The sequence below is a fragment of the Nocardia amikacinitolerans genome (assembly GCF_900215415.1).
In the GTDB taxonomy this organism is placed as follows: Bacteria; Actinomycetota; Actinomycetes; order Mycobacteriales; family Mycobacteriaceae; genus Nocardia; species Nocardia amikacinitolerans.
Genome location: NZ_OBEG01000009.1, coordinates 220,737 through 233,808, shown reverse-complemented (window position 1 = coordinate 233,808; position 13,072 = coordinate 220,737). Strand labels below are relative to the sequence as shown.

12 protein-coding genes are annotated in these 13,072 nt (G+C 69.8%); 5 read left to right on the top strand and 7 right to left on the bottom strand.

The features are described from left to right. Positions 1–213 precede the first annotated feature (213 nt). The 4 genes from CRP45_RS31770 to CRP45_RS31755 all read right to left on the bottom strand — a co-directional run bounded on the left by CRP45_RS31770 (position 214) and on the right by CRP45_RS31755 (position 4,798). Positions 214–1,077 carry an ABC transporter permease gene (locus CRP45_RS31770; RefSeq protein WP_097248311.1) on the bottom strand — a complete coding sequence of 288 codons (864 nt, stop codon included), beginning with the start codon at positions 1,075–1,077 and terminating at the stop codon, positions 214–216. Then, complete coding sequence (locus tag CRP45_RS31765; RefSeq protein WP_097248310.1) at positions 1,070–1,915, bottom strand: ABC transporter ATP-binding protein; 846 nt, start codon at positions 1,913–1,915, stop codon at positions 1,070–1,072. The genes CRP45_RS31770 and CRP45_RS31765 overlap by 8 nt, the downstream gene beginning before the upstream one ends. Next, positions 1,912–2,991 carry an ABC transporter substrate-binding protein gene (locus tag CRP45_RS31760; RefSeq protein WP_097248309.1) on the bottom strand — a complete coding sequence of 360 codons (1,080 nt, stop codon included), beginning with the start codon at positions 2,989–2,991 and terminating at the stop codon, positions 1,912–1,914. The genes CRP45_RS31765 and CRP45_RS31760 overlap by 4 nt, the downstream gene beginning before the upstream one ends. Before the next feature lie 352 nt (positions 2,992–3,343). Further along, a complete protein-coding gene (locus tag CRP45_RS31755) occupies positions 3,344–4,798 on the bottom strand; it encodes a putative glycoside hydrolase (RefSeq protein ID WP_245910650.1) in 1,455 nt (484 codons plus the stop codon). Positions 4,799–5,038: 240 nt separating this feature from the next. Here CRP45_RS31755 and CRP45_RS31750 point away from each other — a divergent pair, with 240 nt between their 5' ends. Continuing rightward, on the top strand, positions 5,039–6,052 hold the full coding sequence (locus CRP45_RS31750; RefSeq protein ID WP_097248308.1) for a polysaccharide deacetylase family protein: 1,014 nt from the start codon (positions 5,039–5,041) through the stop codon (positions 6,050–6,052). Positions 6,053–6,077: 25 nt separating this feature from the next. Here CRP45_RS31750 and CRP45_RS31745 read toward each other — a convergent pair whose 3' ends face one another. After that, on the bottom strand, positions 6,078–6,932 hold the full coding sequence (locus tag CRP45_RS31745) for an aminoglycoside 6-adenylyltransferase (RefSeq protein ID WP_097248307.1): 855 nt from the start codon (positions 6,930–6,932) through the stop codon (positions 6,078–6,080). A 468-nt stretch (positions 6,933–7,400) separates the two neighbouring features. On the opposite strand from CRP45_RS31745, the gene CRP45_RS31740 reads away from it, so the two are divergent. Continuing rightward, positions 7,401–8,099 (top strand): hypothetical protein, encoded by a 699-nt coding sequence (locus CRP45_RS31740; protein WP_097248306.1) that lies wholly within the window; start codon positions 7,401–7,403, stop codon positions 8,097–8,099. A gap of 49 nt (positions 8,100–8,148) precedes the next feature. On the opposite strand, the gene CRP45_RS34115 is transcribed toward CRP45_RS31740, so the two are convergent. Next, positions 8,149–8,310 (bottom strand): hypothetical protein, encoded by a 162-nt coding sequence (locus tag CRP45_RS34115; RefSeq protein WP_179831081.1) that lies wholly within the window; start codon positions 8,308–8,310, stop codon positions 8,149–8,151. Positions 8,311–8,620: 310 nt separating this feature from the next. Here CRP45_RS34115 and CRP45_RS31730 point away from each other — a divergent pair, with 310 nt between their 5' ends. Next, positions 8,621–9,862, top strand: a complete 1,242-nt coding sequence (locus CRP45_RS31730; protein WP_097248304.1) for an alpha/beta hydrolase family protein — start codon at positions 8,621–8,623, stop codon at positions 9,860–9,862. Between the two features lie 127 nt (positions 9,863–9,989). Then, a complete protein-coding gene (locus CRP45_RS31725) occupies positions 9,990–10,436 on the top strand; it encodes a hypothetical protein (protein ID WP_097248303.1) in 447 nt (148 codons plus the stop codon). 54 nt (positions 10,437–10,490) lie between these two features. Here the strand turns inward: CRP45_RS31725 and CRP45_RS31720 are convergent, their stop codons facing one another. Beyond that, a complete protein-coding gene (locus CRP45_RS31720) occupies positions 10,491–10,976 on the bottom strand; it encodes an RskA family anti-sigma factor (RefSeq protein ID WP_143861599.1) in 486 nt (161 codons plus the stop codon). Between the two features lie 207 nt (positions 10,977–11,183). Between CRP45_RS31720 and CRP45_RS31715 the strand changes: the two genes are divergently transcribed. Further along, a complete protein-coding gene (locus CRP45_RS31715) occupies positions 11,184–13,070 on the top strand; it encodes a cutinase family protein (protein WP_143861598.1) in 1,887 nt (628 codons plus the stop codon). Positions 13,071–13,072 lie beyond the last annotated feature (2 nt).

The following is a 13,072-nucleotide window of genomic DNA, read 5'->3' as shown; positions in this document are numbered from 1 at the left end:
TCCGGCGTCCATCCGCTCCGAACCTCGCCCGCCGCTACGTAGTCCAGCGGTCGACTGTGGACCTCAGGCGGTCCCGGGGCTTCAGGCGAATCGCCGAGCATGGCTCGTTCGCCGACGGCCTCGCGATCGGTTCGTGGCTCGAGCACCACTGTGCGCGCCCCGGCGCCTCGGTGCGCGGCTACGGCCGGACATCCTCGCGGTGGCCGACGCGGATCAGGAGTGGTTGCGCCACCGGGAGAAACGGCGTTCGAGGGCGACGAGGATCCCGTTGAAGGTCAGGCCGAGCAGCGAGATGGCGAGGATGCCCGCGTACATGTCGGGGATCTGGAAGTTCTGCTGCGCCGCGGTGATCAGGTAGCCGAGTCCCGCTCGCGCGCCGACCATCTCGGCGGCGATGAGCACCAGGATCGAGGACGCAGCCGCCATTCGGACGCCGGTGAAGATCGACGGGACCGCTGCGGGCAGCACTACCTTCTGGAACAGCCGCAGCGGGCCGAAGCCGAGGGAGACCGCCGATTTGATCAACAGTGGATCCACCGTGCGCACGCCGGTGATGGTGTTCAGCAGGATCGGGAAGAAGCTCGCGTAGAGCACCAGCGCGACCTTCGAGGTCTCCCCGATGCCGAGGATCAGGACGAACACCGGAAGCAGCGCCAGCGCGGCGGTGTTGCGGAACAGTTCCAGGATCGGATTCAGGAAGTCGGCCACCGGCTTGTACCAGGCGATGCCGATGCCGACCGGGATGGCGACGAGCAGCGCGAGGGTGAAGCCGATGAGCGAGCGGGTCAGGCTGGTGGACACGTGCTCCCACATCTCGCCGCTCGCCACCAGCTCGGCGAATGCCCGCGCCACCACCGAGAAACGCGGCAGGAACACCTCGTCGACCAGCCCGAGCCGCGGCGCGGTCTCCCACAGCGCCAGGAACAGCGCGATGACCACGGTCGGCTTCAGCACCCGCCAGGCGAGCCGAAGTGCCGGGGCGAGCAGCCGGGACGACTGCCGCTCGACCACTGGCGCGGCCGTCTCGAATTCCGCTGGCGCGGCGGACTTCTCCAGCACCTGCACTGCGCTAGTCATGGGCGTGCCTCCTGTCGTTGCCCGCGGAGCCGATCTCCGCGCGTTCGAGTCCTTGCGCGCGACTCACTTCGGTCCGCAACTGCTCCCAGATCGCGTGCCGATATTCGCGGAAACGCTCGCCGGAGCGGATGTCCGCGCCGGACGCGCGGTCGATATCGATCTCGAGAATCGACTTGACCCGCCCCGGTCGCGAGGTCAGCACCGCGACTCGCTGCCCGAGGTAGACCGCCTCGTCGATGCCGTGCGTGATGAACAGGATCGTCTTGCCGGTCGCCTTCCAGATGCGTAACAGCTCGTCCTGCAACGACTCTCGGGTCTGCGCGTCCAGCGCGGCGAACGGCTCGTCCATCAGCAGCACCTCGGGGTCGAAGGCGAGGCTGCGGGCGATGGCGACGCGCTGTTTCATGCCGCCGGACAACTCGTGCGGATAGCGGTCGCCGAAGCCCGCCAACCCGACCAGTTCCAGGTAGTGGTCGGCCAACTCCCGGCGCTGCGGTTTGCGCAGTCCCTTCGCCTCCAGCCCGAACTCGATGTTCGCCCGCGCGGTGCGCCAGGGCAACAGCGCGTACTGCTGGAACACGATGCCGCGATCCAGACCGGGCTTGGTGATCGGCTTGCCGTCCAGCAGGAGTCGGCCCTCGGTCGGCTTGCTCAGCCCGCCGAGCAGATCCAGCAGCGTCGACTTGCCCGAGCCGCTGGGACCGACCAGGACGAGGAACTCGCCCTCGCGCAGGTCGAGCGAGATGTCCGCGAGCGCGGTGAACTGCTCCTGCGAGCCGCGGACCGCGAACTGCTTGCGCACTCCTTCGAGGCGCAATTTCACCGCTGTGCCCGTCATTTCGCGATCACCTCTCCGGTCGGGCCGGTCGTCGGTCCGTAGGTCCCGTTGGCGTAGGGGTTGTCCTTGTTGGTGAACAGGTCCTTCGCCGACAGCTCGCCCTCGGACAGGTCGCCGTTGCGGACCAGCCAGTCGATCCAGATCTGGAGTTCCTGCTCCGCGATCGCCGCGCCCGGAACCGGAATGCCTGGGCTGCGCCAGTACTTCAGCAACTGGGTGTTCTCGTTGCGCCCGCGCCGGTTGATGATGGACTCGAAGCGCGCGAGCACCTCGTCGCGCGGTGTCACCTGGAGCCAGCGGGTGGCGCGTGCCGTGCCCTGGACGAAATCGCGGACCGCGGCCGGATGCTGCTCGATGTAGTCGTTGCGGAAGACGTAAGTGCCGTAGTCGAACTCGCCGAAGATCGCCTTGTCGGTGAAGAGCGGGTGGATGCCGCCGCGTTCGACGGCGGTCTCGCGGAACACCCCGCCGAGCGCGGCGACGTCGATCTGCCGGTTGCGCAGCGCCTCCTCGGTGTTCACCGGCGGCACCACCACGAGCTCGACCTGGTCGATCTCCTGCTCACTCAGGCCCTGCCGGTGCAGCCACTCGCGGGTGACGAACTCGTGGTGCGCGCCGAGGGTGTTGATCCCGACCTTCTTACCGATCAGGTCCCGTGCCGAGGCGATGCCGGAGTCGTCGCGGACGAAGTAGCCCGTGTACGAGAGCTCGTCGGCGCCATAGGAACTCAGGACCGAGGTGACCTGGGCGCCGCCGGACACCAGCTTCACGACGGCGCCGTTGAACGCGCTGCCGAATTCGATCTGCTTGGTGGCCGCGGCCTGGATATTGGCGGGCCCGCTGGTGGTGTCGCCTTCCCAGCGCAGCGCGATCTCCGAGAAGTAGCCGAGGTCGGCGGCCAATTCGAAGGCCGAGACCTGGCCGGTGGTCCCCTGATAGCGGAGCACGGTCTTGCCGTCGGCGGTGGTGGCGGGTTCGGACGAGCCGCACCCGGCCAGGACCGCCACGGCGGTGGGGATCGCGAAGGCGGCGGCGAGCGCGCGGATCACCCGCGGTCGTCGATTCAGGGACAACATCTTTCGGTTCTTTCGCTGAATGCGCCCACCGCCCGGAAATGGGCATGCCGGTACGGCAGGTGAGCTGGGAAGGGCTACCTGGTCGAAGGCGTGGCACGGCCGCCACCGTTCAGCGGCGACAGACTCCGTGCGGGACGCGCATGAGATCCACCGTGCGGCGGCGGATCAGCCGGGGACCGACCTCACCCATGCGGACCTCCTGCGTGTGCGGCGAATCGAACGTGCAAGCACTATCGCCGGGCAGGGGTCGTCGCGACAATGGTTCCGCGCAGGACGCGCAATACTGTGGTCCCGCCGTATCTTCGCCCGCGCTCCGGTGTGCGCGGGCATCCCACAGACTTGGTCCGGTGCTTCAGAGGTGGTACCGCACAACGGGACTCCACAGCACCCAACTGTCGATCTCAGCGGCCGCGGTCGCGTCGATCTGGGCCTGCACCTCGGCGTGGCCGTAGGTGACACCGAGGCTGAAGTCCTGCAACCACGGCACCACCTTCGCGCCGGTGCCCTCGGTGACCCGCCGGAAGTCTTGCAGCGAGCGAAGCACGATGTCGTAGGGCTGCCCGTTCGGGTTCGCGACGCCGTATTCGCCGGAGTTCCAGTGCGAGGGATAGACCATCGGCGCCACGTAGTCCAAGTGCGCGGCCATCATCGGGATGTCCTGGGCGATCTGGTCGGGACGGGTGACGGCGATGCCGAACACCGCCGCGCTCTGGAAGGCTCCCGCGTCGTGCACCGGGTCCAGGCTCTCGCGCAGGAACTCCGCGATGGAGACGATCGGGTCCACCGTCGCCCCGGGGAACGCCATGCTCGACAGGCTGCCGTCCGGGCGGCGGATGTAGTCGTACATGATCTCGTCGAAGCCGAGCGCGGCCGCTTCGACGGCGAGATCGATGTTGTACTTGCGTACCTCCGGGTGCGCGAAGTTGGTGAACGCGATCGCGCCGTAGTGGCTGGAATACGGCTGGCCGCCGGGATTCTGCACGACCCAGTCCGTGCGTCCGCCGCGCCATGCCCATTCGGCCAGCGTCGGGTCGCGGAACGCCACGATCCGGCCGATCACCCGCAGGCCCATGTCGTGCAGCTGGGTCAGCGCGGCACGCGCGTCGTAAATCGTCGTGGCGGCGCCGGATTCGCGCGCCAGCGGCACCTGCGAGTCGTAGCCGACGACGCCGTCCTCGTCCTTGATGTCGAGCTGAACGGTGTCGATGCGGCCGGAGCGGGCCAGGTCGAGCACGCCCTCGCGCAGCCCTTCGTGCGACCACGCGTGCGCGGTGACGTGCACCGCCCTGATCCTTGGCAGCTCGACGGTCGCCGTGAGGGGCGTTCGGCTCGCGTTGCCCGCCGCGTCGACCGCGACCAGCTCGTCGCCCTTCGGCGCGCGAGGCAGGGTGATCTCGAAGGCGCCGTCCTCGGCGACCGGCACCGAGACGGAGCCCACCGAGACCTGCTGCGCGCCGATCGCCCTGCCGCGCAGCGTGACCGGCTCGCGGTAGGAGCGCACCGGTCGGGGCGGGTCGAGCTGGACCGTGGGCGGCGTCGTGTCCACCGTGACGGCCACGGTGGCGCGCGGTTCGGAGCGCAAGAAGCCGAGCGGGCCGTCCGAGGGGATCTCGGCGGTGAATTCGTATGTCCCGTCGGGCAGTACACCAGGGCGATAGACGACATCGTCACCCTCGACCACACCCGTCACCGGCGAGCCGTCGAGCTTCATGCGGACGGCGTTCGGGTCGTGGCCCGCCGCGTCGACGCGCAGCGCCAGCTCCGGTGCGGCGGCGGCGCCGACGACACCGGCGGGTAGTCCTGTCACCGCCAGTCGCTCTCCCTCGGGCCGAAAAGCCGTGACCAGGACCGCGACGGCGAGAATCGACCCGACAACGGTCACCGCGATCGCAGCGAGCCGCCGAGCGCGGCTTTCCGGAACACGTTTGAGCAACGCGCACACCAACTTTCACCTCAGGTTCCCCTACTATCCACGGCGGCCCGCCCGATGTCGGGCATTTCGCCCATATGTCGGCGAATCGATACGGCGCCCGCGTACGGTGAGCCGATGGCGAGCACTGGCGCCTTCGCGTATCGATGGGCACTGTCGGCACTGGCTTCCGCACTGCTGCTTGGGTGCGGGACAACGGCGGAATCCGCGACACCCGAGCCTGTTTCCGCTCCGGCGCCTGCCGAGCCCGCGCCCGCGCGGGTGGACCCGGCCGCAGTCGGCGCGAACGAACTGGGGCTCGTCCCGGTGCTGATGTATCACCAGGTGACGCCGAATCCGGCGGGCGAATACGACCAGACGCCCGAGGAATTCCGCGCGGAACTCGAACGGCTGTACCGCGAGGGTTACCGCCCGGTCACGGCGGCGGCCTATATCTCGGGCGCCATCGACATCCCCGCAGGTACCCACCCCGTCGTGCTGACCTTCGACGATTCGACCGTCAGCCAGCTCACGCTGACCGGCGACGGCCGCCCAACGCCCGGCAGCGCGGTGGGCATTCTCGAGGAATTCGGCGCCAGCCACCCGGATTTCCGGCCGACCGCGACCTTCTACGTGAACAACGAGCCCTTCGGTGACGACCCGCGCGCACTGGCCTGGCTCACCGAGCACGGATACGACATCGGCGCGCACACCGCGTCTCACGCCAACCTCTCCGGATTGGACGCGGCGGGGGTGCAGCGCGAACTGGTGCAGAACCTGCGGGCCGTCGCCGCGGCCACGCCGGGCGCCCGGGTGCGCACGATGGCGTTGCCGCTCGGCATCTTTCCCGCCGACCGGCGGCTCGCCGCCGCGGGCGAATGGGACGGCGCGCCCTACACTTTCGAGGCCGTGATGCTTGTCGGCGCCGAACCCGCGCCATCACCCCACGGCCAGGTCGACCCGGCCGGTATTCCGCGGATCAGGTCAGGGCGCGGCGCGGTTCCGTTCGATTCGGCGCACTGGCTGGACCGGCTCGCCAAGGACCCCGGCCTGCGCTACACCTCCGACGGCGACCCGAGTCGCGTCTCCTTCCCGCGAAGCCTCGCGCCCGAACTCGGTGCGGCATGGGCGGATCGAGCGCAGCCCTACTGAGCGCACGCGTCGATCCGGGTATCACTCAGCGGTGCGACCGGTACTCGGCGAGCAGCCGTCGCACACTGTCGACCAGGTCGTCGCGCCACGGAAAGCCAAGGCGGGCGGCGACTTCCGCGCCGACATCGGCGAACAGGTCGACCGTTGCGTCCAGCGCGCGCCTGGCGTCGTCCGCGTCGAAGCGGCCGAACGTCTCGTGGACCCGCCGCCAGTGCTCGTCGGGCAGCCATTCGTCCATGTGGTGGCCGATGTACCAGGTGTAGCGCGGGCGTTCGGGATCGGTCGCGCCGTACCACTCCAGCATCTGGAGCAGGTACTCCTTCATGGTGTTGTCACGGAACTTCGCCACCCACAGCTCGCCGCGGTTCAGGTAGATCGGCACCTGGGTGGCCTCGAAGAAGAATTCCTCGGTGACCGTGGTGAATTCGTCGAGATCCGGCACGGTCGGCTTCGGGGTCTCGCCCGTGGGCGCGGGAAGTTTCGCGGCGAGGCCGGTGCGGTCCCAGTGCACGCGGAAGCCGCGCTGGTACAGCTCGTCGAGCCCGTGCTCGATCATGTCGGTGAGGCGTTCCTCGCCCGCGATCGTGACGTCGATCTTGCGCCCGCCCGTGAACACCACTAGCAGGGGAGCGGGCCACGGACGGTCCTCGTCCTCGTCTTCGAACGACACGTTGAGCAGGACGGCGCCGAAACGGTCCAGCCAGCTCTGGTCGGCGAAGAGTTCGCGCCACCGCGGAGTGATGATCTCCAAGTCGAGATCGGAGTAACGATCGATCCGGTCGCCGCGGCCGTGCGATCCGGTCTGTACGAGCGCGGTGATCCGCTCGTCCTGTCGCGCCCATGCGACGACGGCGGCGAGGAGTTCCTCGGCATCCTCCATGGGACGACCGTACCAAGAAGCGGAATTCCGGCGGGCCAGATGGGATTCGGGCTGAAGCCGGGACCCGACTCCCAGCTGACCTGCTCGGCGATGGTGGGCGCGTTTCGGGGGCACCGCGTCCCACCCTGCAACCTCGGGGCTACCGAGGTGATTCCAGCGTAAGCCAATGATTTGCTATGCCAGCTCGTTTCGAGCGAATGACGCCGTGTCGTTACCGAAAATTCGCAGACGGGGTGCGGTGATGGTCCTGATTCACCGGATGTCACGAGGTGTTGCGAGATGCCTGCGGGGCGGTCACGGTCGCGCCACGGACCGACGCGCCGTACGCCACGATGGGCAAGAGATGGACCGATCGGCTATGACAAGGCACACTTCGCCGTGTAAGACCGCGGATTCGGTGTATCCCTCAGTGGTCGAGTGTTTCGTGACCCCGCGCTTCTGGGCGGGACGTAGGAAAGGTCGTGGTCGATGATCCGGGAACGCGTGGACAAGGTCCTGCTGTCGGCGATCGACAAGGGCGCTCGCTTGCAGACGCCCTTGGTCGAACGCTACGGCGACTGGCTACGCGCCGCGCATCCGGACGAAACGCCCGAGCAGGTGCTCGAACGCGTGCAGCGGCACTACCTGACCGCGGTCACCGCGAGCGGCGTCACGGTCGGCATCTGCGCCGCGGTGCCCGGCATCGGCGTGCTCACCGGCTTGGCGGCGATGGGCGTGGAGACCGTCTTCTTCGTCGAGACATCGGTGCTCTACGCGCTCACGGCCGCGGCGATCCACGGCGTCGAGCCCGAGGAGGTGGCCCGCGAGACAGCGCTGGTATCCGGGATCGTTTTCGGACCCGGCGGCGTCGAGTTCGTCGGCAAGAACACCGCGAACTCGGCCAAGAACTGGGCGTCCGAACTCGCCAACCGCATTCCGCTGGTGTCGAGCCTCGGCGAGGGCCCGGTGAAGCGGATCGTCGTCCGGACCATCGCCAAACGCAGCGTGCTCGCCTTCGGCAGGGTGATTCCGGCAGGCATCGGCGCGATCATCGGCGCGACCGGCAACCGGGTGCTGGCCAGGACGGTGATCGCCAACGCGCGCAACGCATTCGGCCCCGCTCCGGCGAGCTGGACCGTTGTCGAGCTGGATGAGGGGCCGCGCGAGATACCGCTCCTCGACGCATGAGGAGCCGAAGCGATTCGGCTCCGGCGCGAGGCGGGGAGTGCTCGGAAGGCTACTGCTTCGTGGTCCCGTAACGGGTTTCGCGCGGAGTGGCCGGCCGGGCGCTCGAGCCGAACATGACGCGCTGCCACCATGGCTCGAGTCGGCTTGGTTCGGGCCAGATCACGATGGCGGGATCGGGTTCGGACTGCTCGGTTGCGGCGTTGTCGACCATGCTTGCCTCCTCGGCAGGTGGGCTGGGCGCCGACATGGTCGTGTCGCGATACACCGCGGCGTGCGACATTGCACCGGACCGACCGGCGAACCCAAAGACTTCCTGCCCCCAACGAGATGACGCGAACAGGACGCCGACCCACTTCGTATTCCAGGTAGCGACAATTTTAGCTGATGTCGGCGTTGCCGGGCCGAAACTTTTCGGACGGGGTCCCCGTACTCAGCCCGGTTTGCGAACGCCGAGACAGGTGCGGCTTCCGATTCCGGCCGGTAGGTAGCGTGATATCGGCCCGCGGTGGGAGTGTGGATTGATGGCGACGGAGGAGAATTTCCGGTCCGCGGGTAGTTCGTCGAGGCGGGCGATCAGGTCCTCGGCGGCGCTCGTGGCGGCGCTGGCGCTGCTGCTCGGCGGGCTCGTCGGGTGCGGTGCGCAGCGCGACGGCGTCACGCCCGCGCCCGGCGAGGTCGTCTCGGTGACGCAGGTGCTCGGCGCGACGACGGAGCAGACCGCCGCGTATCTGAACCAGTGGACGATCCAGACCCCGGTGCGCAACGGTGTGGACGCCTACCGGGTCGTCTACCGCACCTCGGCGCCCGACGGCGCCGATACCACCGCCAGCGGCCTCGTGGTACTGCCGCGCGGCGAGGCGCGCAGGCTCCCGGTCGTCAGCTACGCGCACGGCACGATCGTGCGCAAGGACGAGGCGCCGTCGGCCGACGCCGAGACCGATCGGGCGCGGACCGTCCTGTTCGCGGCCGCGGGCTACGCCGCGGTCGCACCGGACTACCTCGGTCTCGGCGAGGGCCCGGGCTCGCACCCGTACGCGCACGCGCCGACCGAGGCGAGCGCCTCGGCGGATCTGCTGCTGGCCGCCCGCGCGGTGGCCGAGCGGGAGGGGCGCGAACTCGACGGCACGCTGCTGGTCACCGGGTTCTCCCAGGGCGGCCAAGCCGCGATGGCCCTGGCCCAGCGGGTGGCCGCCGAGCCGAGTCTGGGGTTCACCCTGGCCGGTGTCGCGGCGGTGAGCGGTCCCTACGCCCTCCAGGAGGTGCAGAAGCCCGCCGCGTTCGACGGCCGGATCACCCCGCGTGCCGCGGTGCTCTACATCGCCTACTGGCTCACCGCGATGAACCGGATCTACCACCTCTACGACGATCCGAGCGAGGCGTTCCAGCCGCCCTACGCCGAGCGCGTCGAGCAGCTCTTCGACGGTCGGCACGACATCCTCGCCGTCTCCACGGGCCTGCCCGCCACCCCGCGCGAACTGCTGACGCCGCGGTTCCAGGAACTCGCGCTCGATCCGACCGGCGCGGCGCTGCGCGCCATGACCGACAGCGACGGCGTCTGCGACTGGACGCCCCGCGCACCGGTGCGACTCTATGTCTCCTCGGCCGACCGCAGCGTGCCCGCCGCCAACGCCGAGCTGTGCCGCGCGGACCTCGGCGACCGGGCGAGCGTCATCGATCTCGGGCCCGTCGACCACTCGGTGACGGTGCGCTTGGCGCTGCCGCAGGCACTCGCCTGGTTCGGCGAGCTGGCCCCCGCTCCGTAGCGGCTCGTGCGATCGACGAAACATCTTGCGGGGCAACGCCGCTGGTGAGACACGCGCGGGTGGCGCGAGCGGTGACCATCGGTATATTGACCGTCAGGTCGGGGCCTTTGATTGGAGTGATTCACTGATGCGTCAAAGATCGACGTTCGGCCTCGGACTCGGCGTCGCGTCCGTCGTCATGGCGGCGGCCGGGATGCTCGCGCCCCAAGCGGTCGCGCAGGAGCTCGCGCCCGGCGTCTCGTGCGAGGGTTACAGCTGTCGCAACGACACCGACGACACCTACCGGGTGGAGTCCGTGGTGACGTGCTCGGACGGGGCGGGCCAGCTCCCGGTCGTGACGTACGCGCTGCCGCGGTCCACCACCGAACTTCGGTTCGGCTGCCCGACCACGACCACTCCTGGCCAGTTGCAGCAGCAGCCGCCGGTCCTGAACCCGGACGGTCCGGGGTACGTCACCCCGCCGCCCACCATGGGGCCGCCGCAGGTGAAGATGACCCATCCGGTGCTCGTCGAGCACCGCAGCGCCGTGATCGACAACAACCCGCCGCAGGAGCCCACGGGGTCCGCGGGCTGATCGCCGGGAAAGGCGGGGTGCTCGGCGCCCCGCCTTGGTTCCAGCCGGGGACGATCAGAGGAGATTCGTCCGCGTGATCGGCATCGGCCGCTCGGGAGCGCGCGCCTGCTGAACGGTGGTCGCCAAGACATCGGTCGGCGGAAGTGGCGCGCGCCGGTATCGGCCGCGATTAGTGGCGGCGGCGATGCCCGCCGCGACGGCGATCAGCAAGGCCATCGCGGCGGCCAGCCAATTCCTGCGCGAGCGCCGCCGAGTTCGTCGGCGCGTTACGTCGTCGAGTGCGCGCATCAACCGGTCTTCCAGACCGGCGGGCGGGGGCAGCGCATCGAGAATGCTCAACGTGGCCAACGTTTCTCGCGTCGATCCGACCCGCGCGTCGAACTCCGCGGCGCGCGCCCGACCGGCGGCGGCCCTACGCCGCTCGATGAGTTTGCGCTCGAACTCGGTGACGGCGTGCATCGCATACGGGTAGGCCAGCTCGAGCAGGTCCGCCTCGGGCTGTTCTGGGGTGTTCATCGGGTGCCACTTCCTGTCGGGCATGCTCCGCCGTCCTCGCGCGCCGAGCCGGCCACGGTCTTGTTCGATAGAAAGGACTTCGGTCAGGTCCGGCGCGCGGATTGGTCTCGACGGGTCGATTTCTTCCTCCCCTGTGTGAAATTTGCGCGTTTCACCTCGCGGGTGTAGCGGTCGCTGGTGAAATGAGTTGGCGTTTATCGGGACTCGGCCGGGGCGGCAGGAGGTGTTCAGGTGAATCGATCCGACCGATCTGCCGCCGCAAGGGCTCGGGTGTCGGTCCTGCTGTTCTCCGCGGTGATCGCACTGGTCTCCGTGATCGTGCCCGGCTCGGTCGTCGCGCGTGCGGAGGCGGGCTGCCCGGCGGTCGCGGGGGTCTTCCTGCCGGGAACCTGGGAGACGAATCCCTGGGCGGACGAGTCGGCGCCGGTCGGCATGCTCGCGCCGCTGGCCACCGCGCTGTCGGCGGATCTGGGCGACGCGTTCGCCTTCCGGTTCCCGGCCTACGAAGCCGCGGCCTTCGATCGCATGCCCTACGGCGACAGCAAGGCGACCGGCGTCGACGCGGCGACGCGCGCCATCGACGACTTCGGGCGCGATTGTCCCGCAACGAAATTCGTCCTCGCCGGATACAGTCAGGGCGCCGACGCGATGGGTGACGTCGCCGCGACGATCGGCTGCACCGGCGCGCCGGTCGCCGCGGACCGGGTGCTCGCGGTCGGTTTGATCGCCGATCCGCGCCAGGGCACCGGCGGCGCGACTCTGGTCGGGCCGCCCGTTCCCGGGCATGGCATCGCCGGGCCGCGCCCGAGCGGATTCTGCGCGGTCTCGGCGGTGACGGCCCAGATCTGCGCGACCAAGGACCGGTACTGCTCGACCGACGCGGCGACCCATCCGCTGCTCACGTCCCTCGGCCTGCTGCTCGCCCAGCCGACCGACGCCGACCAGGCCACCGCGAACGACACGAACACCGCCGCGCTGAACAGCCTGCTCGCCTCCGACTTCGGCGACGTGCGACTGGCCGAGCTGCCCGCCGCGATCGACCGGCTCGGCGGATACGGCGCGGTGGGGCCGGGGGCGACCGCGCGGCTCGCGGCCGCGGCGGGCGGGCTGGTCGCGACGCTGCGCCCGTTGCGCGAACTGGCGGGCTGGATGGACGAACATCCCACGGCCCGAGACGAACTCGTCGAGGGCGATGAGCCCGAGCGGCTGGCGGCGGCCGTTCTGGACGGGGTGGCCCGATCCGATATCGGCGCCGCGCTGGCCGTGCTCGACGCTCTCGCGGAGCCCGACCGCGAGCCCGCCACCGCGGCGAGCCACGCCGTCGCTGTCGTCGCCGACGCGACCGCGCCGCTGCTCGAGCTGGTGCGCACCGAGTCCGAGCAGGCGTTGCGCGAGGCATGGCGGGTGCTCGCCGAGCTGTGGCCCTCGGTGCTGATCGGGCGGATCGCGTCGGTGGCCGCCGACACCGTCCATTTCGCGGCGCGGCTGCCCGCCGTCGGCGAAGCGCTGGCCCGGTTGGGCGCCATGATCGCGAACGGGCTCGACTTCGCGGCCGTCGCGCGCGAACTGTACGACATTGTCGCGCAGCTCAATTCGGCGTTCGCGCCGCTGGTGCGGACGGTGGGCGACGACCTGCGCGAGGTGTCGCGGCTGCTCGGCCTGATCCCGGACGACAGCGGCGCGGTCCACCTCGCGGCGCAGCTGGTGCGCGCGCTCGCGGAGATCGACGCGCCCGCGCTGGTCGCTCAGGCGACTCTGTTGCAGGACGATCTGTGGGACGTCGTCCAGGCGGCACGGTCCGGCGCGGCGCCGCTCGACATCGCGGCGCGGGCGCACGCCGTGCTCCCGACACTGCTCGGCTTCGTGACGCTGGCCGCGGACGACCTCGCCGGCGCGGCGGGCGCGGAACTGCACCGGCTCACCCGCGACGTACTCGGCGCGGTCGGCGGACAGGGACCGGACGCGGTCCTCCGACTGATCTCGGAAGCGTTGAGCGCAACCGCCTTCGTCACCTCGGGCGCGCACCAGAGCTACGGCCACTACGTCATCGACGCCGACGGCCGAACCGCCGTCGACTGGCTGGCACAGTGGTTCCTCGCCCGCGCAGGCGCCGGGTGAAC

What these genes read in the sequence shown, in the direction of transcription:
- CRP45_RS31765 (WP_097248310.1), bottom strand. Translation starts at nt 1,915, where the DNA reads ATGACGGGCACAGCGGTGAAATTGCGCCTCGAAGGAGTGCGCAAGCAG.
- CRP45_RS31750 (WP_097248308.1), top strand. Translation starts at nt 5,039, where the DNA reads ATGGCGAGCACTGGCGCCTTCGCGTATCGATGGGCACTGTCGGCACTG.
- CRP45_RS31725 (WP_097248303.1), top strand. Translation starts at nt 9,990, where the DNA reads ATGCGTCAAAGATCGACGTTCGGCCTCGGACTCGGCGTCGCGTCCGTC.
- CRP45_RS31730 (WP_097248304.1), top strand. Translation starts at nt 8,621, where the DNA reads ATGGCGACGGAGGAGAATTTCCGGTCCGCGGGTAGTTCGTCGAGGCGG.
- CRP45_RS31745 (WP_097248307.1), bottom strand. Translation starts at nt 6,932, where the DNA reads ATGGAGGATGCCGAGGAACTCCTCGCCGCCGTCGTCGCATGGGCGCGA.
- CRP45_RS31760 (WP_097248309.1), bottom strand. Translation starts at nt 2,991, where the DNA reads ATGTTGTCCCTGAATCGACGACCGCGGGTGATCCGCGCGCTCGCCGCC.
- CRP45_RS31740 (WP_097248306.1), top strand. Translation starts at nt 7,401, where the DNA reads ATGATCCGGGAACGCGTGGACAAGGTCCTGCTGTCGGCGATCGACAAG.
- CRP45_RS31720 (WP_143861599.1), bottom strand. Translation starts at nt 10,976, where the DNA reads ATGCCCGACAGGAAGTGGCACCCGATGAACACCCCAGAACAGCCCGAG.
- CRP45_RS34115 (WP_179831081.1), bottom strand. Translation starts at nt 8,310, where the DNA reads ATGGTCGACAACGCCGCAACCGAGCAGTCCGAACCCGATCCCGCCATC.
- CRP45_RS31770 (WP_097248311.1), bottom strand. Translation starts at nt 1,077, where the DNA reads ATGACTAGCGCAGTGCAGGTGCTGGAGAAGTCCGCCGCGCCAGCGGAA.